At 56.0% G+C, this 20,089-nt stretch carries 15 protein-coding genes and 1 tRNA gene; 6 read left to right on the top strand and 10 right to left on the bottom strand.

What is annotated here, in order from left to right:
* Window positions 1-329: 329 nt before the first annotated feature.
* Window positions 330-1,562 (bottom strand): tyrosine-type recombinase/integrase, encoded by a 1,233-nt coding sequence (locus AC0L7S_RS16685; protein WP_473472035.1) that lies wholly within the window; start codon window positions 1,560-1,562, stop codon window positions 330-332.
* Between the two features lie 132 nt (window positions 1,563-1,694).
* On the opposite strand from AC0L7S_RS16685, the gene AC0L7S_RS16680 reads away from it, so the two are divergent.
* Window positions 1,695-1,777: transfer RNA gene (locus AC0L7S_RS16680), tRNA-Ser, on the top strand.
* A 1-nt stretch (window position 1,778) separates the two neighbouring features.
* Here AC0L7S_RS16680 and AC0L7S_RS16675 read toward each other — a convergent pair.
* The 8 genes from AC0L7S_RS16675 to AC0L7S_RS16640 form a co-directional block, all read right to left on the bottom strand.
* Window positions 1,779-3,050, bottom strand: coding sequence for an alpha/beta hydrolase (locus AC0L7S_RS16675; protein WP_473472034.1), 1,272 nt, complete (start codon window positions 3,048-3,050; stop codon window positions 1,779-1,781).
* Between the two features lie 584 nt (window positions 3,051-3,634).
* Window positions 3,635-4,342 (bottom strand): M48 family metallopeptidase, encoded by a 708-nt coding sequence (locus tag AC0L7S_RS16670; protein WP_473472033.1) that lies wholly within the window; start codon window positions 4,340-4,342, stop codon window positions 3,635-3,637.
* A complete protein-coding gene (locus AC0L7S_RS16665) occupies window positions 4,342-7,605 on the bottom strand; it encodes a type I restriction endonuclease subunit R (protein ID WP_473472032.1) in 3,264 nt (1,087 codons plus the stop codon). Before AC0L7S_RS16665 ends, AC0L7S_RS16670 begins: the two co-directional genes overlap by 1 nt.
* Window positions 7,598-8,914 carry a restriction endonuclease subunit S gene (locus AC0L7S_RS16660; protein WP_473472031.1) on the bottom strand — a complete coding sequence of 439 codons (1,317 nt, stop codon included), beginning with the start codon at window positions 8,912-8,914 and terminating at the stop codon, window positions 7,598-7,600. The genes AC0L7S_RS16665 and AC0L7S_RS16660 overlap by 8 nt, the downstream gene beginning before the upstream one ends.
* Window positions 8,907-9,455, bottom strand: coding sequence for a hypothetical protein (locus AC0L7S_RS16655; protein WP_473472030.1), 549 nt, complete (start codon window positions 9,453-9,455; stop codon window positions 8,907-8,909). The genes AC0L7S_RS16660 and AC0L7S_RS16655 overlap by 8 nt, the downstream gene beginning before the upstream one ends.
* A 26-nt stretch (window positions 9,456-9,481) precedes the next feature.
* On the bottom strand, window positions 9,482-11,080 hold the full coding sequence (locus tag AC0L7S_RS16650) for an HsdM family class I SAM-dependent methyltransferase (RefSeq protein ID WP_473474338.1): 1,599 nt from the start codon (window positions 11,078-11,080) through the stop codon (window positions 9,482-9,484).
* Window positions 11,080-11,643: a type I restriction-modification system subunit M N-terminal domain-containing protein gene (locus AC0L7S_RS16645; protein ID WP_473472029.1), complete on the bottom strand. Its 564-nt coding sequence runs from the start codon at window positions 11,641-11,643 to the stop codon at window positions 11,080-11,082. Before AC0L7S_RS16645 ends, AC0L7S_RS16650 begins: the two co-directional genes overlap by 1 nt.
* 135 nt (window positions 11,644-11,778) lie before the next feature.
* Entirely contained in the window at window positions 11,779-13,788 is a 2,010-nt protein-coding gene (locus tag AC0L7S_RS16640; protein WP_473474337.1) for a BTAD domain-containing putative transcriptional regulator, read from the bottom strand.
* A 182-nt stretch (window positions 13,789-13,970) separates the two neighbouring features.
* Between AC0L7S_RS16640 and AC0L7S_RS16635 the strand changes: the two genes are divergently transcribed.
* The 3 genes from AC0L7S_RS16635 to AC0L7S_RS16625 all read left to right on the top strand — a co-directional run bounded on the left by AC0L7S_RS16635 (window position 13,971) and on the right by AC0L7S_RS16625 (window position 17,093).
* A complete protein-coding gene (locus tag AC0L7S_RS16635) occupies window positions 13,971-14,372 on the top strand; it encodes a DUF6632 domain-containing protein (protein WP_473472028.1) in 402 nt (133 codons plus the stop codon).
* Between the two features lie 134 nt (window positions 14,373-14,506).
* Window positions 14,507-15,592 (top strand): PLP-dependent cysteine synthase family protein, encoded by a 1,086-nt coding sequence (locus tag AC0L7S_RS16630; RefSeq protein ID WP_473472027.1) that lies wholly within the window; start codon window positions 14,507-14,509, stop codon window positions 15,590-15,592.
* 22 nt (window positions 15,593-15,614) lie between these two features.
* Window positions 15,615-17,093, top strand: coding sequence for a pyridoxal phosphate-dependent decarboxylase family protein (locus AC0L7S_RS16625; protein ID WP_473472026.1), 1,479 nt, complete (start codon window positions 15,615-15,617; stop codon window positions 17,091-17,093).
* A gap of 362 nt (window positions 17,094-17,455) precedes the next feature.
* Here AC0L7S_RS16625 and AC0L7S_RS16620 read toward each other — a convergent pair whose 3' ends face one another.
* Window positions 17,456-17,671, bottom strand: coding sequence for a DUF2147 domain-containing protein (locus AC0L7S_RS16620; RefSeq protein ID WP_473474336.1), 216 nt, complete (start codon window positions 17,669-17,671; stop codon window positions 17,456-17,458).
* Window positions 17,672-17,761: 90 nt separating this feature from the next.
* Between AC0L7S_RS16620 and AC0L7S_RS16615 the strand changes: the two genes are divergently transcribed.
* Together AC0L7S_RS16615 and AC0L7S_RS16610 are read left to right on the top strand one after the other, a co-directional pair.
* Entirely contained in the window at window positions 17,762-19,318 is a 1,557-nt protein-coding gene (locus AC0L7S_RS16615; RefSeq protein ID WP_473472025.1) for an ISL3 family transposase, read from the top strand.
* Between the two features lie 359 nt (window positions 19,319-19,677).
* A complete protein-coding gene (locus AC0L7S_RS16610) occupies window positions 19,678-20,088 on the top strand; it encodes a DUF2177 family protein (protein ID WP_473472024.1) in 411 nt (136 codons plus the stop codon).
* Window position 20,089 lies beyond the last annotated feature (1 nt).

The following is a 20,089-nucleotide window of genomic DNA, read 5'->3' as shown; positions in this document are numbered from 1 at the left end:
CTTCGCGACGTCGCGAAGTTCTTACGTACTCGCAGATACCTCCACACCATCTGCAAATCGCAAGTTGAAAATAGCAAGCCAGCGCGCCATGGTGGCGGCGAAGTTGGCGAAACTCCCAAGAGGCACAAATCAGCATACCGCAATTGCGGTATGCTCGCCGTCCCAAGAACAAGCTGCCGACATGATGAATGTGAGCGTTGATAGTCTTCAACGCGCCCGGAAGGTTGAAGATGAAGGTGCGCCAGAACTCATTCAGGCTGTGGAGACTGGCAAGGTTAGCGTCTCTGCTGCTTCCGATGCAGCTCAAATACTTCAATTTACAACGGCTCCTATCCGCCCATCTGATTTTCGATTTCACAAGCAATCTTGTCAGCAGCAGCGATCAGCACCGAATCAAGCCTATGTGTATAGCGTGAAGTTATCCCGGTTGCTGAATGACCGAGACACGCCCCAATGGTGCTATCGCTGAAACCAAGGTCAGCGCCGACAGACGCAAAGCTATGGCGCAATGTGTGAGCCGTGACGCCTTGCAGATTTGCCGCTTTCATTATCCGATCCATTGCCCCGGCGAGCCCTGCATAGTGTTGCGTTTCATCACGCATGCCGGTCAGCACGTAAACCGCCCCGGTCTTGCGCTCGATACCGTTAAGAACATCTAGCGCAGGATTTGCCAAAGGCCGCACTGACTGACCCGTTTTGGTATCGCTCAGATGAAGCGCCCTACCCTTGATATCGACTTCAGACCATTTCAGGCTCACCACTTCACCGCGACGGCAACCAGTAAACGCCAGCAGCTTGATGCAGGCCACGGATTGCCATGGTTCGGTACCCTCGTTTAACACTTTGGCAAGCGCTCTAAATTCACCAGCAGTCAAGCGCCGTTGGCGCTTGTTATCGTTTGGACGCTTCACACCATGAACGGGGTTTTTGTCGATTATCCCTTCCGAGGCAGCATAAGAAAGGATCCCGCCAAATAAACCCGCCGTGCGGCTTGCCGTCCCTGCCCCACCCTGGACAACGCTTTTACCGCGCAACTTTTCCGATTTCTCGACAATGGCTGTCTTGCCCGCTGTCACGTCTCGAATGAATTTCGCAATATCTGAAGGCTTCAGGTCCAGAACAAGCTTGGCTCCAAGCAGCGGCTTTATATGGCGCTCTATTCGTCCCTTGTCCGTCGCGAGCGTCGAAACCTTTTTGGGCCGACCACTACGGCCAATTATCAACCCTTTTTCAGCCGCGAGAACATAAGCGTCGCATAGTTCGGCAACAGTGAGCGAAGCCCGTCGCGTCCTCTTTTCTAACAAGGGATCGGATTTCTGAAGCACCACGCCGCCCATTGTCTCAATAGCCAGCTTGCGCGCCTGTTCCGTTGTGATTGCGCCGTGACGCCCAATGGTCATTCGACGCCGTCTACCGTCCCCGGTTCGATAATCTACAAAATATGTTCGGCTCCCCGATGGCTGGACGTAAACCCCGAAGCCTTTTAACTCACTATCCCATATCGTGAATTGCTTGGTTCGAGGTTCCGCCCTATCGACAATGGACTTCGTTAGTTTCGACATGTGAAATCGCCCTGGTGAAAAACTCACCACACACTCACCACAAAATCGGAAACTAGGGAATACGCGAGTAAAGAACAGTAATTGACAGTCGGGGTATATGGACGTAATTTCAGAGGGTTAGGAAGGATTGTCGCACCATAGAAAACATGGGAAAACCTTTTAGAACTGCCCTCCGAAGGCAGAGGTCACAGGTTCGAATCCTGTCGGGTGCGCCAATTATTTCAATGACTTAGTTGTATTTTTGTCCTTGCTGTAATCCGTGGTTTGCAGCCGGTTTGCAAAATCTGTGCTGGTTGCGTTCTCGAGGATAAAACGCCCCAGTCTCTCGATGAGTATCGGCCATGCTTGCTCCTGCTCCAGAACCACATGATTTCGGCTCTCAAGCATCAGGAATTCCGCGTCGGCGATTCTCGCGGCGAGTTGGCGACCCTCATCAAGTGGTTGAACAGCGTCGTGGCGGGCGTGGATAACTAGTGTCGGCGCGGCGACCTTGTCCAGCATATTGCTGACATCGAACCGATCCACTGCGGACCGTATGGCGACGGCATTTTCGGGTGACGTTGTCTGACGTTGCAGGTCCACCAGGGATTCAACTTGTTCCCGACTGCCGTCGGGAATGAACATGGCGGCAAAGGCATTAATGAAGGCGCTATCGGGTTTGCCCCAGCCGTGGCGCATCAATGTCAGAATGGCCTCGCCCTGCGCCCGCTCGCTTTCGGCCAGTCGGATCAGTCGCCCCTTTTCAAAGCCACCGTGAAGCACCAGATGGCTGACGCGCGCCGGATGACGGCAGGCGTAGGCGAGGGCAATCGGGCCACCTTGCGAGGTGCCGTATAGCGCAAAGCGATCAAGACCGGCCGCATCGACGACGGCTTCCAGGTCGTCAACGAAGGCGTCGAGCGAAAACGTCGTGATATCCCAATCAGACAAGCCATTGCCGCGTTGATCATAGCGGAGAACCCGGAACTTCTTGTTCATGGCATCAAGGAATGGCCGCCAGATCGGGCTGCGCCAGTCATGTTCGAGATGTGTGAGCCAGTGTCCCGCTTTTACCAGGGGATAGCCCTGCCCGCTCGTTGCATATGCAATGCGTGCGCCATCGCTCGAACGGCAAAAGGCAACGCGTTGTTGCTGTGTCACCGGTTGGGTGTTGACCATCGCAGCGGGGTGGGCGCTATCGAACTGCTCGACCACACCGACGAAGCGAAAGCCACGACGCGGCATCGTCCTGATCCATTGTTGGCGTTTTCCATCGTCGTTTATGGCCGCTCGTGCAGCACTGATGCGAGCGCTGATTGCCGCGTCGGAAACGATATTTCGGTTCCAAACCGTTGCGATTAGTTCATCTTGAGTGACAACGCGACCACGCGACTGCAATAGTTGGCACAACAGGTCGAAGACTTGCGGTTCGGTAGTGCGCGGCCGTCCCTGCTCCAGTAATTCGCGGGTTTCCTCGACCAGTTCGAACGAACCAAATTTATAGCGCATGGCAAGATGATACCACAAAGCGCTAACGACACTATCGCGGCAAAGGAAAAATCAGGAAAAGACAAGGATTCAGCAAGGCACTCATCAAGCGTGTCCAGAGGAGCCGGCGCATGCTGCGCTGCATGGTCAGTAAACAGGAATTAAACCATGACCCAGCAACTTGATATCGCCATTCTTCGGCGGCCGGACGGGTCCATTGACACTGAATTTTATGTCAGGCGAGCCGCGCGACTTCGGAGCAGTGCAAGAAAGGCAGCCGTACAACATGCCGCCCATATCCTTGTGAAAGGCCTACCTATCCGAGGTATCGCTCCAGAGCGTTCAGCAATTGAGGATTGACAACGATTCGAGCCATTTTCCTGAACCACCCTCCAAACATGCCGATGGATGTGCTGAAAAGCTCTGCTTCTTTGAAGTCCGGGCAAGCGGCGCATTTTTCAGAAACGGATCGCGAAAACAATAACATACGAGTTCCCAGTTTCATCCTCTCCGGCGCGCCAGCCTTTTCAAATGCTTACTAGCTTATCGGTTTTGTATTTTTTGCAAAAGCTGCCACGGAAACAGCTCGCATCGTATTCTGGTCCTTACAAGTCCAGCGCAGCGCCGTGTGTTCTTAGCCAGGCCTTGCGCTCACCGTAGTCGGGCAGAACTTTGTCAACTTCATTCCAAAAAGAATCTGTGTGATTGTGGTGATGCATGTGGCAAAGCTCGTGCACCACCAGGTAATCGATGACGCTGGGTGTAGCCATCATGCATTTCCAGTGAAACGACAGTGCGCCCTCGGTGCTGCAGGTAGCCCAGCGGTAACCGAGTTCTCTTACCTGCGTCGAGATAGGGCTAACGCCGACTTTGGGTGCGAAATAAGCAACACGGGCTTTGATGCGGCGCAGGCCGTTTTCCGAGTAATAGGTTTCAAAGGCACGTTTTGCGGCGCTCACGCCGGACTTGTCAATCAAATCGCGGCTAAGGCAAAAGCGGCCTTCCTTCAGCTTGAGGTCCACCTCCTGGCCCTCAATCAGCGATAGTCGATATACCCGTCCCAGATAGAGAAACGTCTCGCCATTCACCCATTCTCGGATGACGACGGTCGCATTCAAATCGCGCCACTCCGCCAGGTTTCGGTAAATCCAAAGGCGTTTGCTTTCGACCACAGCGTCGACGTTTTCCGGGCTGAGGTTTTTGGGCGGGCGCACCACCACTGCGCCATTGCGCTCGATGACGATGTCGGTCGTGCTGCGTTCTGTGCCAGGCAACAGCTGATACTCGATATCCAGAACACGACGCGAGTTCATCACGATGCTCCTTCTGTCGCGCCCTTGAGCAACTCTGTGTGGCGGTTTTTTGCCAGCTTCATGATCTCGACCGCGATACGTTCTCGCTTGGTTTTCAGTTCCACGATACCGGTCATCGTCAGGGCGATCTTGATGTCGCTACGGGTTTTCTTCTGCTTGTCGGCATTGTTCCAGAAATCGATGCTGCCAATGCTGTCCTGCATGGTCTCGACGATGGCCTCCATCACGACCTTCATTTGTGCCTTGGATTTGGGCGGCACAATACCGTTGTCAAAAGCTTGATTGGCAACATGGTCGTAAAATGTGGTGGCTTCCCGGCTCATGCCGTCCTCGCCACCCTGCCGGCCAGCGGCGGCATCGGTGCGCAGTTGCTCCAGCTCTTCAGCCAATCGGATCCAGTCGTTTTGATGCTGGTTGAGCAGGTTTTCGACTTTCTCAGACAGGCTTTTGTAAAAGGCGGGGTCCTCGTCGTGATGCACCGTGCAATGCTTGCGAATGGCGTGTTCCATCTCGCTGGCCTTGGCTTCCGCATTTCCTGCGGCGTGCAGATTGAGGCTTTCGATAAAGTCATCGGACAACAACTCAACCGGAGGAACCCTGGGGTTGATGCCCAGGCTGATGAGATGCTCATTGATCAGGTCTTTCACCTTCTCGCCCGCATCACCAAGGTTCAAGCTTGTATCCTTGTAGCGTTCCTTGGTCACCCGAAGGATGTAACCAAAACGCTTGGCGGGCACCTTGAACGGGTTCGCCGCCTGGTGCGGCAGGATGATATCCATGCTCGCCAAAAACTTCTTCAGATAGACATCGAAATCCGCCCGCAACTTCTCGTCCTTGAGCAGCTTGACGGCCGCATGAACCACAGCAGCGTCAGCCTCGAGGTTGGGCAGCTTGCCCTGAACAAATGCCTCGACCTTGGCGACCTTGTTTGCCGAAAACATCTGCAGAAGGCGTTGATAGCGTTCCTCCAAAACCGGCATTTCGGACGTGATGCTCTTTAAGCCCTGGGCAAGCTCCTGCTGTTCGTCAACGGCAGCGTAAAGGGTCAGCGCATCGGTGAGGTTTTCCGTCAGCCCGATATAATCGACGACGTAGCCCCGCGTCTTGCCCTTCTTGACCCGGTTTGTGCGGGCGATGGCCTGCAACAATGTGTGCTCGCGAATGCGCTTGTCGATATACATCACCTGCTCAACGGGCGCATCGAAGCCGGTCATCAGCATGTCGCAGACGATCAGGAAGGCGATCCCGGTGAGAGACCTGTCCGGATCGTCCATATCGAAAGACCGGCAAAAATTGTCCACCGCATTCCAGGCCTTGGCCTGTTTGCGCGCCTCGGTGATGTAGGCGGCTTCGTTGGTCCCGTCGCTGGAGATCACCACGGCAGCTTTCAGGAATTCCACTTTCCTGATCAGCGCATGGTCAGGAACAGGCGCAGCTTTCAGCGCCTGCACGCGCTCGTTCAACTCATTGGTGATGGCGCTTTGGTAACGAACGGCCGCCAGTTTTGAATGACAAACCACCTGCGCCTTGAAGCCGTTGGGGAAGATTTGCTGCAAGTAGTGGCTGACCATATCCTTGGCAATGGCCTTGATGCGCTCTTCAGCTTCAAGGATATCACCGGTGGCGCCGTATTTCTTCTTGATGGCCAGCAGGTCTTCGTCGCTGCGATCCTTGAACAGGTTCTCAAACTCGGTTTCAAAGCCGTGCTTGTCGTTGAGCGCGGAATCCGCCGTGCGCCCTTCATAGAGGATTTGCAGCGTAGCGCCGTCGTTGACGGCGTCCATCAGGCGGTAGGTGTCGATATATTCGCCAAATCGCTTGTGTGTCTTCTTCTCACCATGACGTTCGGTGATCAGCGGCGTGCCGGTGAAGGCGATCCGTGCCGCATTGGGGAATGCCTCAAAAATATTGTCACCCAGATCCGAACCCTGGGTGCGGTGCGCTTCATCAATCATCAGCACGATGCGCGGCGAGGCATTCACCACCCCGAATACCTGGCCGGTCGGCATGGCCTGATAGGTGCCCAGCGCTTCGGCCACCGTCAGCGGCAGGCTTTGGTCGCGCAGCAGGAACTTGTGCACCATGACCATGTTGACGTCCGAGCTGTCGCTCGCCAGATCGGCGCGCAGCGCCTGGGCGCTTTCAATGGTGTTGACGCGCCCGCCAATCAGCGCAGCAGTCGCCGTCAACTGGTCTTCCAGATCGATCCGGTCATTGATCAGCAGTATCTTGTAATCGTTCAGGTCTTTGGAGGTGCGCAGCATCCGCGCCACGAACACCATGGTCAGGCTCTTGCCCGATCCTTGCGTGTGCCAGACGACGCCGCTTTTCTCGGCAACGCTGTGGCCATTGCGCAGGCGTTCAACGATCTTGTTGGCGGCACGGAACTGCTGATAGCGGCAAATCACCTTGATGCGCGGCCCGCCATCAATGTCCATGAACACCGAGCATGTTCGCAAAATGTTCAGCAAATTGGCCTTGGTCAGCATGCCGTTGATCAACTGCTCTTGCTGGGTCATGCCCTTGGCCGTGGCATCATCATTCGGCCACTGGGTCTTCCAGGGAAAGAAATGCTCTTCGCCGGAGGTGATGGTGCCATAGTCCGCTTCCAGCCCACAACTACGGATCAGCATCATCGCGGTATGGAACAGGCGTGGCTCGCCCTCTTTCAGACCCTGCTGTCTGGTGGCGCTGCGGGCGTTCATATAACGCTGCAACTGCTCAAAAGCTTCGGGCATCGGGTTGGCGCAGGTCGGGCCGCCCTTCTTGCATTCAACGACAATCAGCGGAATGCCGTTCACGAACAGCACAAGGTCTGGAACCATGAACTGCTTCACGCAGCCGGGTGTGTCGATGCGAAACTGGTTGATGGCGTGAAAACTGTTGTTTTGCGGATTGGCAAAGTCGATCAGTTTAACGATCGGGTCTTGTTCGCCCGTCACTTCGTTGACATCGACCTGCGCCTTGAACAGCAATTTCTGGATGGCTTCATTGGCCTCCAGCAGGGTGCGGTTGGGCTGGCGAGAAATCTCGTCGTGCAAATCCTGCAACTGCTTCTTGGTCAGCCATTCGCCGCCCTTGGCCATCTTGTTGATGCGTGAGACGGCGGCGGCAAAGATTTCGGGCAAAATCCACTGGCGAAAATTCTGCCGCAAGCTCTTGAGCGGATTTTGAGGTACCTCCGCACCCTGGTCGATGCTGGTCCAGCCGAGGTCCGACAGTTGCTTCAGGAAGGGTTGCTCGACCTCGGTATATTCAGACATTGGCGGCCTCGTCCACTTTGACCGAGACCTTGCCGGTGAGAAGGTCATGCATCAAGCCGGATTTTTGAAGCTTAAGCTTGTCAGCATTTGCCACTAGTTCAAGGATTCTGCCCTCAACCAGTCCCAGCCTATCAGATATCCTATTTTGTTCAGTCGTAACCATATACGGGAATATTAGCTTGCTCATGATTTCATTATTTAGACTTGGCATAGTAGAGCCAACGGCCAAACCCATTACCTGACGCTGGATTGTATCATGTCGATATATTTGACTGAAAAATCTAGCATCTAGGCTGCTCGAGCCAAGCCGCAATAAAAAGCACCCTGTGCCGCAAATCGAACCAACATGGTCTTCACCTATCGCCGCAGCACGACTCAAATCGCCCCTTCTAGCAACAATGATGTCTTTGTTTTTCAATCGGTGCTTCTCAAGGGTATTTGCACGAGTGTTAGAAATGCGAGCAATTTGGTCGAGACATATTTGACCCCCATTTATATCTTGAGGCATCACTACCTCGACACCTTCAGAAGTATATTCATGAGCATGCAATTGGCTGCCGAATGGACCGGTTTGCAAGTAGCCTCCAGCATCCAAGAGAATGCTTTTTAAATCTCTTGCCGTCCACTCTTTCGGAATCCACCCAATAGGTGTTTCCTTGTAAAGCTCGGGGGCTTGGTCGCGGGGCGGGCGGAGTTTGCCGTCGGGGGTGAGGCCCCGGGTAAACAAATCATGCATCATCCCCGCTTCGATCTGCCCGTACTTCTCAATCAACGCCTCGGTTTTCTCGATGGCTTGGTCGATGGTTTGAAGGATGGTGGCGATCGACCGCTGTCGGCCAACAGAAGGTAGGCGGACGGCGGTCTTGTCTATGGCTCCGTTGGAAAGACCATATCGTGTAGACCCGGCCGCAACCCGCGCGAAGTATCTTTGGCTCCTTTCAGTGCCGAGGAGTTTGGAGAGGTAGACAGGATCGACAAGCAAGGACTTCGGCCTGATGCGCGCCAAATGATACCCGCATACGAGGTTTTCAATCTCGTCGACAACAACGGTCGAAATCCCTATGTCAAAAGGGGTTTCTGAGTCCTTTGTGATAAGGACATCACCTTTGAGGACCCTGAATTTTTCTATTTCTGCCGGGCTGGCAGTTGCCTCCATGAAGGCGAGTTCTGCGCGAACGTAGGGATTCGAGTAGACGTCCATGTAGTTGCATAGGCGAACTGGCTCTTGGCCTTGCCGTGCCTTCTTGTCCACATTGCTAATCCGAATGTCTGCGATTTCCGACAGTTGGAAATCATTCCACTCACTCATACCCGAGCTCCGCCAGAAAACCCTGCAACCTGGCCGTGGCCTCATCCCGTGCCTTTTCAATCGACTTCGCCGTCACCGCGTATTTCGACCAAAGGTTCTCGATGGCCTTGACGCAGGCGCGTTGGTCGGTGCGAAGATAGGCCGCATAGGTCTGCATCAGGATTTTGCGCAACCGCTCGACAATGACAATGCGCGCCTCGTCATTCGAGATTTTTGCCCGCGCACTGGCCACCAGTTCGTCCCGCCTGCCCTCGATCGCCTTGATCGTCGCCTTCAGCGTCTTCACTTCATCTTCCAGCAGCTTGTGCTGCTCCAGCGCCTTGGTGATGGTCTGGGCCGATTGGTAGCCAAGCTTGCCAAGCGTAATGGCGTCGCTCAGGGGCGCTGCATAGTCTGACTGGTGGTTCACCTGTGCGGCCAGATCGAGAATGCGCTGGCCATTGTCAAAGACCGGATTGCCGACTGTGAAACCTTCGCTGCAATAGGTGGCCTTTTTTGAACCAGCGGGCAGCAATCCTGCCGCCTGCAGCTCGACAAACATGTTGGTGGCCAGATCCTTGATGGTTTTTAGCTGAGCCTTCCAGTCTGCGGTGGCGGTTTTAAGTTCCGCCTTTTTGCTTTTAACCTCTTCGGCAGGCAGGACACCGCTGTCGTCACTATCTTCAAAGTCTTCCTCACCGGCCGCCGCAAAAGGGCCTGCAACTCGCCCAATCGTGCCTGTGCCTTCTCCATGTCTTCCAGCACTTCGGGGAACTGGCTTTGCAGGATATCCTCGCCCGGGATCAACTCAGGCCTCCAGCCGCTGGCAGCGATGGATTTGAAGTCGGCCTTGAGCAGGTCAACATATTTGGCAAACGCACCGCGCACCTGGGACGGTGTGAGCAGCTTCTGGTCAGCGAGTTCCTGATTGATGCTGCTCAGCATCGTGCTGCGCATGACATAGACATTGCCCGCATGCTCGTGCTGGTTCTCGGGATCTGGTGCAAGCGCTTCGACAATCGGGAAACTGGCCTGCCACCAGTCTTCGAGCTGCTGCATGAATGCCGCATGGCTGGCCAACACACTTTGATGCGTGGCGACAAGCTTGGCAATATCGCGCTTTTGGCCAATAGCCGGCGCAAGGTCACAATATGCTTCGTCGCGGGGCACGAAGCAGTCTTGGCGCAATTGCGGATAGTTCACCCAGAAATACGCGAGGTTGTCCACCTCAACAATTGGCACACCACCATGCAGATGCGCCCGGACATCCTGTGGCTCTGGCGGCGGTGCGTTATCGACATAGCGGCGAATGTTGCAATTGTAGTCCTCCGCCTCGATCTCCGCCTTTGGTACACGGCGCGCATAGGCGGGGATATCCTTGCCCGATCGGTACGCTTCGATGATCTTGTCGATGTCCTCGGCCCGCAAATGGTTCTGCGCCTTGCCTTCGCGATATTCGCGATCCGCATTGATGAACAGGACGTGTTCGCGTTTGATCTTTCCATCAGAATGTTTTGCGCCAGCCTTGTTCATCACCAGAATGCAGGCGGGAATGCCGGTGCCATAAAACAGATTGCTGGGCAGGCCGATGATCGCCTCGAGATAGCCCTGCTCGATGAAATGCTTGCGCGCCGCCTGCTCTTCGCCGCCCCGGAACAGCACCCCGTGCGGCATGACGGTGGCGAGGCGTCCATCGTGCTTGAGCACCGAGAGCATGTGCTGCACGAACATCAAGTCGGCTTTCTTGCCGCCTTCAGGCATCATCACCGGGAAACGCCCGGGAAATTTCAAATTGGTCTTGCTGTAGTTCTGGCTGAACGGCGGATTGGCAAGCACCCGGTCGAAGCGCCTCAGCTCATTGTTCTCATCAAGGTGCTGCGGCTCCTTGATCGTATCTTCCTGGCGGATGTCAGCATGCGAAATGCCATGCAGCAGCATGTTCATCTTGCAAATCGACCAGGTGGTACCGATCTTCTCCTGGCCGTTCAGCGACACCTCATTGGCATCACCATTATTCTCGCGCAGATAGTCCCGCGTCTGGATCAGCATGCCGCCTGAACCGACTGTCGGGTCATATACGCTCATGCCTTCCCTGGGGTCGCAAATCTCGACACAGATACGCACCACTTCGGCAGGGGTATAGAATTCACCGGCCTTCTTGCCAGCAGAATCGGCAAAGAACTTGATCAGCCATTCATAGGCGGCGCCGAGCAGGTCGGGAAACTCAAAATGCTCGTCCCGGAGCGGTATTTTTCAAAATTCTGGACGAAGTCAGCGAGCGTATCGTCGTCGAGCGTGCGTTGGCCGATCTTGCGGTTGAAATTGATCCCCTTGAGAACATCCTCCAGGGCGTCGGGGTTCGCGTCCTCGATCGCTTCCAGAGCCTTGTTCAGCGTGGTGCCGACGTTTTCCTTGACATGCTTGAGTGCTGGGTGCTGCACAAGTCTGGTTTCGCCATCCTCGACAAGTTCTGTTTCCCAGCCCTCATTCCAACGCGCCCGCTCAGGCACGAAAAAGTATTTGCCCGAGTAGTTATCTGGGTCTTCCAGCTCGATGGCGATGTCGTCGGCACTCATGCCTTTGGCGTTGAGGTCGGCGGTCATTTCCAAACGGCGCTGATCGAACAGATCGCTGGCGCGCTTGAGGAACAACATGCCGAAAATGTATTCCTTGTACTCACTGGCATCCATGCTGCCGCGCAGATCGTCGCAGGCGGTCAACAACAGGCTCTCGAGCCGGGTTAACGTCAATTTTGATTTCATTTAACGAGGAACCATTCAGTTTCGAGAATCAGAATATTGCCGGAAAGATACCGCCGCCGAGAACTGCACTCCGTCAAGACCGTAGATCTTGCGATTGACTTTTGAAGGGAGGCAGGCTGTGCATCAGTCCAAACCGATTTGCCGCGCGCCTTGCCGAAACAGCTTCGCATCATCGGACGCGAAATGGAACGAGGTAAGGAAATCGTCGACATTGTAGTGCGGCAGCGATTTGCGGATGGTGGCGGCAATAGCGCGCCCCTCCTCGACCCGTCCCGCCAGAGCGAGCGAGTGGGCCGCTATCGCAAAAATATTGGCATGAGCATTGGGGCGGCCTGCTGCCTTGAGGCTCCATTCGGCAGCTTCCTCGAACTGGCCGAGCCGGATATGGGCCATTGCGCGGGCCCCCATCATCCCGAACAGCAATGGATCGAACGGACTGAGTTGACGCGAATGGTCGGCCGACCGGATAGCGGCATGCGGGTCGCCCGTCTGGGAATGGACGAAAGACAATGCGTAGTGGCCAAGCGCGAAATTCGGGCTGAGATCAACAGCCCGCGTCAACTCACCGAGCGACTCATCGTTTTGCCCCCTCAACCACAAAGCTCGGCCCATTGCCCAGTGTGAGGCCGGGTTGTGATCGTCAACGATGAGGCTTTGGCTGGCGGATTGAAGCGCCCAGTCGGCTTCCTGCACGTCATCGGACCAGTGCTGGAAAGCATTTTGCCAATGGGTGAAGGACAGACCAGCATAGGCGCGTGCAAAGGTCGGGTCCAGACGGATCGCCATGCGGAAGAAGTGCTGGGCTTGTTCGTTTTCCGTTTGAGTGAAGCGATACATATGCCATAGGCCGCGGTGGTAGGCCTCCCAGGCATCGAGCGAATTTGGCGGTTTGAGAATGGCGCGGTTACGCTCGACGATCTCGATTTCGCTGGTGATCGACGACACGATCTGGTTGCCGATCTCGTCGAGGACGATGAAGGCTGCGTCCAGCACGTGATCGAAGGTTTCTGTCCAGACGATCCGGGCAGAGCGAACCTCGACCAGTTCGATTGTGGTCAGGATACGGTCATCGCGGCGGCGAACGGTTCCGCTGGCGACATAGTCAACATTAAGGCGTCGGCCGGCGTCTTCAGGGCCAATAGCGCGTTCAGCAAGCGCGAAAACGGAACCGCGCGCTATGACGAAAAGGTCGCGCAGCCGGGCCAGCCGCGTGATGATGTCGTGGGTAAGGCCATCAGCCAGTCCGCCCCGAATGCTGCTCGTGTCTGGTTGTTCGAGAAAGGGCATCACGGCCAACGACGCGCGCCGCGATGACGCGCTGCTGCTACCAGGAGCTAATATGTCCGCTGGGGGCGAATTGGCGGAGGGCACCGCCGCAATCGGGTTGGGTGCTGCGCCTCGCCGATCACGCTCGACCTTCCAGGCAGAGCGAACGGGGCCGAAATCAAGATCCTCGGCATCGAACAGACGAGCGGTCGCGGCTAGGTGTTCGTCGCATGCATCGATACGGCCACGCCGCGCCAGCGCACCAAGAAGCGCCACATGGGCACGAGTGTCGAACGGGGCATGTTCTACCCATTTTTCCAGATACGGAAAAACCTCGTCAGATGCGTCGGGCAGGCTTGAAACCAGTTGCTCCAGTACGGCAGTGTGACAGCCTCTGAAGCGCCGCCGCTGGGCCAGCAGCCAGCTTTCGAAATGCAGGCTTCGCTCGATCTCCAGCCCTTCCATGAAATCGCCGGCAAACAGCGCCGAAAGCACCTGCAAACGCGGCGCATCGAGCGTTTCGAGGCCCTGACCGGTCGCAGAGGCGACCTCGGCAACATCAACGAAACAGCCGGAAAGATCGAGGGAAATCATGTCGCCAGATGCAACAACTCTGTGGCGATCCGGTTCGTCAATGATGGCGCGCATCCTGCTAAGACACCAGCGTAATTCGCCGCGTGGGTCGTTCGGAACATCCCACAGCAGTTCGCAAAGGCGACTGCGTCCAACCGCATGGGGTGCAATTGCCAGGTAACCGAAGAGTGCCCTCACCTTGCGTGACGCGGGAAGTTCCAGACGAATGCCGTTTCGGAAAATCGACAAAGAGCCAAGCATCTGCACCTGAAGACCAATTTTATGGCCGTCCATGCCGATTTGTGCGGTTTCCACGTCCGTTTCCACGCTTACTCCCACGCTGCCTCACCCGCATATATTCTATCAGTAAAAGCGACAGGCTGCATCCGGCATCAAATTCGGGAGGCGGACGGTTAGCGGCTTGCCACCACCTGCCACGACGACATTTCCATCTTCAAACCGTGAAAGGCACGAAAATGAACGCCGAAACAAAAGAGAAGTTTCTGAAGACCGCCCTTGCGGCGTTCGGTATCATATTCCTGCTGGTCTACCCGGTCGGGCTTGTTTGGCCATCGGGTTGGGTCTGGCACGCCGGCCAGGGCGAATATTATTTGCAGATGATCTGCGCTCTCTATGCCGTGTTGGGCATCTACCTGATCATCGCCTCTCGCAATCCCGCCCAGCACAGCAGCCTGATATCCTTCACCATATGGTCAAGTGCCGCGCACGCCGCTGTCATGGCCATACAGGCGCTGACCGATGGTCACGAAATGGGGCATATGCTCGGCGACGTTCCGGCCCTTTTCCTCGTCGCAATCGTACTCGGATATCTGAACTCCGGCGCATCGACGCAAGCGCACTTTGCGCTCAGCAAATAACAAGTCCGGTCCGTGCCTTTGCGACGGGCATGGACCACAGACCTTATTCCAGCGACTATGTAATTTTCATGACGCCACCATTTGGTCCCTCCGGGCGATGCACCGGCAAACGGCCACAACCAGGGAGATCCAGCATGAAAGACCGTCCGACCATCAGAACGACAGCGGGACATGGGCACCTTTTCGACAGTATTCTGGATACGATCGGCAACACGCCGGCAATCCGGATCAACAATCTCGGCGTCGACCACGCAACGATTTACGTGAAGGCCGAATTCTTCAATCCGGCATCCTCGGTGAAGGACCGATTGGCGGTCAACATCATCGAACACGCCGAGCGCACCGACGCATTGAAACCCGGGCAGACAGTTGTCGAGGCAACAAGTGGCAATACCGGGATCGGACTTGCCATGGTCTGCGCGCAAAAAGGCTATCCGCTGGTGGTGACGATGGCCGACAGCTTCTCGGTCGAGCGGCGCAAACTGATGCGCATGCTGGGTGCCAAGGTGGTGCTGACGCCGCGTGCGGAAAAGGGGATCGGCATGTACAAAAAGGCTGTTGAATTGGCTAAGGCCAATGGCTGGTTTCTTGCCCACCAGTTCGAGACGGAAGCCAATGCCGCCATTCACGAAGCCACCACCGCGCGTGAAATTATCAACGATTTTTCCGGCTCTCGGCTTGATTACTTCGTGAGCGGGTTTGGAACCGGCGGAACGCTTGCCGGTGTCGCGCGCGTGCTGCGCCGGGAGCGTCCTGAAACGCGCATTGTTCTGAGTGAACCCGCCAACGCTCAACTTATCAGCAGTGGCCAGCCACAGGAACGCGATCCCGCCGGGGCACCCGCCTCCAGTCACCCGGCGTTCGAGCCGCACCCGATTCAGGGATGGACACCGGATTTTATCCCGCTGGTACTCCAGGAGGCAATCGACGATCATTTATATGATGAACTAAAGCCCATCGCCGGTCCTGAGGGCATCAAGTGGGCGAAGGCGCTGGCTCAAAAGGAAGGCATATTCACCGGGATTTCCGGTGGCTCAACATTTGCGGTAGCCCGACAGGTTGCGGAAGGTGCGCCCGCCGGTTCAGTCATTTTGTGCATGCTTCCCGATACCGGCGAACGTTACATGACGACCCCGATGTTCGACGAAATCGAGGCCGAGATGGACGAGGCGGAAATAGCTCTGTCGCGCTCGACACCGGGATACCAGTTCGCGCAATAAAGCTGACACCAGGGAGGATGCCATGGGTTCCATGAAGCAAATGGGGCAGACCTTGACCACGGAAACGCTCGACCCGACCGATTGGACGGGAATGCAGGAACTGTCACACCGTATCGTCGACGATGCGATCGGCCATCTGCGTGATGTTCGCAAACGTCCGGTGTGGCGGGAAATGCCGTCCGAGGTGAAAGCCTTTTTCGATGCACCATTGCCACGGTCACCTGCACCACTGGAGGACGTCTATCGCGAGGTGGCTGAGACGGTGATGGCCTATCCGATGGGCAACATCCATCCACGCTTTTGGTCATGGTACATGGGAACGAGCAACTTCACTGGCGCGCTGGGCGACTTTCTGGCCGCGATCCAGGGCTCCAATCTCGGTGGCGGCAACCACGCCGCCGCCTTGATGGACCTTCAGGTGGTGGATTGGTGCAAGCAAATGGTCGGTCTTCAACCATCGGCCAGCGGCACGCTGGTCAGCGGCGGTTCAATGGCCAACATCATCGGCCTGACGGTCGCCCGCAATGTCAAGGCGGGCATCGACATTCGCGAACTCGGCGTTGCGGCTATCGAAAAGCCACTGCGTTTCTATGCTTCAGATCAGGTTCACAGTTGTCACCGCAAGGCGATGGAATCGCTTGGCCTGGGCAATCGCGCGCTGCGGCGCGTGCCAACCGACGCCGAACTGCGGATGGACATCGCGGCTTTGCGCGAGGCGATCGCTCAGGACCGCGCAGCAGGATGCCTGCCTGCCTGCATCATTGGCACGGCGGGGACTGTCAACACAGGCGCGATCGACGATCTGCAAGCTCTCGCAACTCTGGCCCAGGAAGAAAACCTGTGGTTCCACGTCGATGGTTGTATCGGCGCATTGATCGCCATCGCGCCCGACAATTCGAGCCTCGTAGCCGGCATCGAGCGCGCCGACTCGGTTGCGCTTGATCCCCACAAATGGCTGCATGCGCCATTCGAAGTCGGCTGCGCGCTGGTGCGCAACGCATTCGAGCATCGTGAAGCATTCGCGGTCACGCCGGAATATCTGGAACAGATGCCACGCGGCCTGGCGTCGGCCCAGTGGTTGCACGATTATGGTTTACAAACGTCACGCGGCTTTCGGGCGCTGAAGGTATGGATGGCGCTCAAAGAGCATGGCGTCGAGAAGTTCGGTCGCCTGATCGATCAAAACATCGCTCAAGCGCGCTATCTCACCAAACTGGTCGAAGCCGAGCCATCGCTTGAACTTGTCGCACCAACCAGCATCAACATCGTCTGCTACCGTTTTCGACCTCAGGCAATGGCGACCGACGTGATGAAACCGATCAACACCGAGGTCATGCTGCGACTGCAAGAAGAAGGTATCGCGGCGCTATCGGACACGACGGTGCACGACGAACACTGCCTGCGGGTAGCGATCAACAATCATCGGACCCAGACCGAAGACCTCGATCTGCTGATCAGCGAAACCATCCGCTTAGGCCATGAAATCCTGGCAGCAGTGTAATGTAGCAATCTGGTGGATCGCCTGTTTGCTCGACTAAGGCTTTCCCTAAGCGCCTCGTAAAGTGATTTACTGCTGAGGGCGTCACCAGTGTGAATTTGCACCCAACTTGAACCTATCGTCGAGCAGCTTGCATAGTGCTAATTTGATGGCGCAATTAGCATGACCCTTTGGGCGTAAATGGCGCAGGTCGTAACCTTAGGCAGCACTAGAAAGCGTAGCGGCATCAGTTTGTTGATATTCTGGAGTATAGAATCACGATTCGGTGAGATTTCACAATTCGAATTGTCCTTCGTCTTGTTCTCAAATGAAAGGACCAGACGACGATCTTCGTGATGTCGGTGCATAGTCAAAAGTGGATCAGCTTACTTTACTGGTGCCCAGTTCACATCCCGGCAAAGCAATCCCGCCAAAATGCAGCCACGGGTGGTCAACCTCTTTTGCCTGACAATCAAAGTCATCGAATAGGTTCTGTCCCGCTTGGGGTCAAAAGCGGTACCGGAAAACTTGGTGTCAGATTTTCGATCAAGCGACATGATGAGCTTGTCACCAACCTCCTCACCCTTGCTCGTATCTTTGATCCAGAGATTTGTTGCACACAGCTTTGGCTCTGACTCACATTTGCTGCTGTTGCGGGCGACGCTTTTGCTGATTCACCGGAGGATCAGTTTATGCAACATCGATTTCAGCGCACGAGCCTCGCGCCGTCCGGCTTTGTAGTAGATGAAGTGAGGTTTGTCGCAGACAGCGTTCAAATTCAGCTACGATCGCGCCACCTCTCAGGAGCGTGTCCGGGCTGTGGACGGCCAAGCCGGAGAGTTCAAAGTAGATATGTGCGCCGGCCCGCTGACCTGCCCCTCAGCGGCCGGCGAGTAGAGTTGGTGATTGTGGCGCGTCGGTTTTGGTGCGATGCCGTTCTGTGCGGCCGGCGTATCTTCTGCGAACGGTTCGATAACGGCGTATTGGCTCGCTATGGCCGCCGTACTCAGCGGCTTGAGACGATCGTCCACCACCTCGGTTTGGCGCTCGGCGGCAGACCGGCCGCGGCATTTGCCAATCGCCTCATGATGCCGGTGAGCAACGACACACTGCTGCGGGTGGTTCGTCGCCGTATTGCTGATCAAAACGATGAGCTCACCGTCATAGGCATTGATGATTTTGCCTTCAGGCGCGGCCAAACCTATGGAACGATCGTTTGCGATCTGCAACGGCGAAGGCCTGTCACCCTGTTGCCGGATCGTGCGTTGGATACTTCTCGGATATGGCTTTCCGAGCATCAGTCGATATCGATTGTCGCTCGCGATCGAGGCGGCGGCTATGGTAAGGCCATCGCAAAGGCGTTGCCCGATGCTGAGCAGGTTGCCGACCGCTGGCACCTGATGGAAAATTCCAGCCGAGCGTTTCTCGATGCCGTCGGCAAGTCGATGCGACAGATCAGGCAGGCGGTCGGCAGCAACATCGTTGATCCCAAGCTTCTGACTTACGCGGAAAAGCTGCAGTACGAGGGATATCTGCGCCGCCAGGAGACGAATGAAGCGATCCGGGAACTGTCGAAGAATGGAACGTCAATTCGCCAGATTGTTCGGCAAACCGGCCATAGCCGCAAGATTGTCCGCGACGTGTTAAGGGGCCAGCGCCTTGATGTCTTCAGAACACGGCCTAGTTCACTGGATAGCTGGCTGCCGTGGCTCAACGACCGCTGGGACGAAGGCGTGCGGAACGCCTTGGCGCTCTGGCGGGAGATGAAAGCAAAGGGCTTTCCGGGACAGAGCGGGGTCGTCTCGCAATGGGCTCAGCGGCGACGCCTTGCGGAGAAGGCCAACCAGAGTGGGCTTGCGCGAACGCCATCAGCGCGGGTGATCGCCCGGCTGATGACAACCGCACGCGATGACTTGGCGAAACCTGAGGCGATCCTGGTGGCGGCGATCGAAGTGCACGTTCCGGAACTGGTAGCCGCCCGCACTGCCATTGGCGACTTCCAATCCATGATCCGCTCGAAGACAGCTCGAAAGCTCGATGGATGGCTTGTAGCAGCTAAGAACAGCCTTGTGGGATCGTTTGCCAGCGGTGTCGAAAAAGACATTGCCGCCGTCCGCAATGCCATCATCTCTCCTTGGTCGAACGGGCAAACTGAAGGTCAGATAACGCGACTGAAACTCATCAAAAGACAGATGTACGGGCGTGCAAAACTCGATCTCCTCCAGGCGCGATTGATCGGCGCAATGTAATATCTGAAGATCAGCAAATGTGCGTCAGAGCCCAGCTTTGACCCGCATTTGGCGATTTTCACGCGGGCATTGCCGTCGTCGCGCATCCACACACCATCCGGATTGCCAGCTTGGGCAGATATGATACCCAAGCATGTTAGGGAAATAGTGCAAACTGCAACAAAGCGGCGGGACATGTTTTTACTTCCTGTGTGTCCGAATTCCATATTGGTTCTGTTTCTCTTACGCAGGCAGTTCAGTCCCGGATCATAAATTTGACGGAGTGGTACTGGGCAGCATTTCGATGGAACACAAATGATCCGAAAATCAGGACGCGACGTACAAGAAGCTAAATGCTCGCGATGTACGAGGAGAATTCCATGAAAACCTACGGCATCGCCTATGTCGCGACAGGTCTGGCGTTTCTTGCCATCGATGCAATCTGGCTGACCCTCGCCGCCCAACGCCTGTACCGGCCATTGTTGGGAGAGATGTTGCTTGAAAATTTCAGGCTCGTACCAGCCCTGCTGTTCTATCTCATCTATATCGCAGGCATCGTTGTGTTTGCCATATCACCGGCACTCGCCACAGAACGTTGGACCACGGCGGCTGGCTACGGCGCGCTTCTCGGCTTCTTTGCCTACGCCACCTACGATCTGACCAACCAGGCAACGCTGAAAAACTGGCCGGTGGCCGTAACGATCGCCGACCTCTGCTGGGGAACGTTCGTGACCGCCTTCGCCGCAACGATGGGCTTCCTTATTTCAAGGGCATTCACGTCCGTTTCCTGAC

This window comes from Mesorhizobium sp. G2-6-1, from assembly GCF_055809095.1.
The sequence above is the reverse complement of the archived record's forward strand: the minus strand, read 5'-3'. Positions and strand labels throughout refer to the sequence as shown.

Excerpts from the sequence above, each read along its gene's own strand:
- AC0L7S_RS16670 (WP_473472033.1), bottom strand. The coding sequence starts at position 4,342 with ATGAACTCGCGTCGTGTTCTGGATATCGAGTATCAGCTGTTGCCTGGC.
- AC0L7S_RS16635 (WP_473472028.1), top strand. The coding sequence starts at position 13,971 with ATGAACGCCGAAACAAAAGAGAAGTTTCTGAAGACCGCCCTTGCGGCG.
- AC0L7S_RS16640 (WP_473474337.1), bottom strand. The coding sequence starts at position 13,788 with ATGGACGGCCATAAAATTGGTCTTCAGGTGCAGATGCTTGGCTCTTTG.
- AC0L7S_RS16665 (WP_473472032.1), bottom strand. The coding sequence starts at position 7,605 with ATGTCTGAATATACCGAGGTCGAGCAACCCTTCCTGAAGCAACTGTCG.
- AC0L7S_RS16630 (WP_473472027.1), top strand. The coding sequence starts at position 14,507 with ATGAAAGACCGTCCGACCATCAGAACGACAGCGGGACATGGGCACCTT.
- AC0L7S_RS16610 (WP_473472024.1), top strand. The coding sequence starts at position 19,678 with ATGAAAACCTACGGCATCGCCTATGTCGCGACAGGTCTGGCGTTTCTT.
- AC0L7S_RS16685 (WP_473472035.1), bottom strand. The coding sequence starts at position 1,562 with ATGTCGAAACTAACGAAGTCCATTGTCGATAGGGCGGAACCTCGAACC.
- AC0L7S_RS16675 (WP_473472034.1), bottom strand. The coding sequence starts at position 3,050 with ATGCGCTATAAATTTGGTTCGTTCGAACTGGTCGAGGAAACCCGCGAA.
- AC0L7S_RS16615 (WP_473472025.1), top strand. The coding sequence starts at position 17,762 with ATGCAACATCGATTTCAGCGCACGAGCCTCGCGCCGTCCGGCTTTGTA.
- AC0L7S_RS16655 (WP_473472030.1), bottom strand. The coding sequence starts at position 9,455 with ATGTTTGTCGAGCTGCAGGCGGCAGGATTGCTGCCCGCTGGTTCAAAA.
- AC0L7S_RS16625 (WP_473472026.1), top strand. The coding sequence starts at position 15,615 with ATGGGTTCCATGAAGCAAATGGGGCAGACCTTGACCACGGAAACGCTC.
- AC0L7S_RS16660 (WP_473472031.1), bottom strand. The coding sequence starts at position 8,914 with ATGAGTGAGTGGAATGATTTCCAACTGTCGGAAATCGCAGACATTCGG.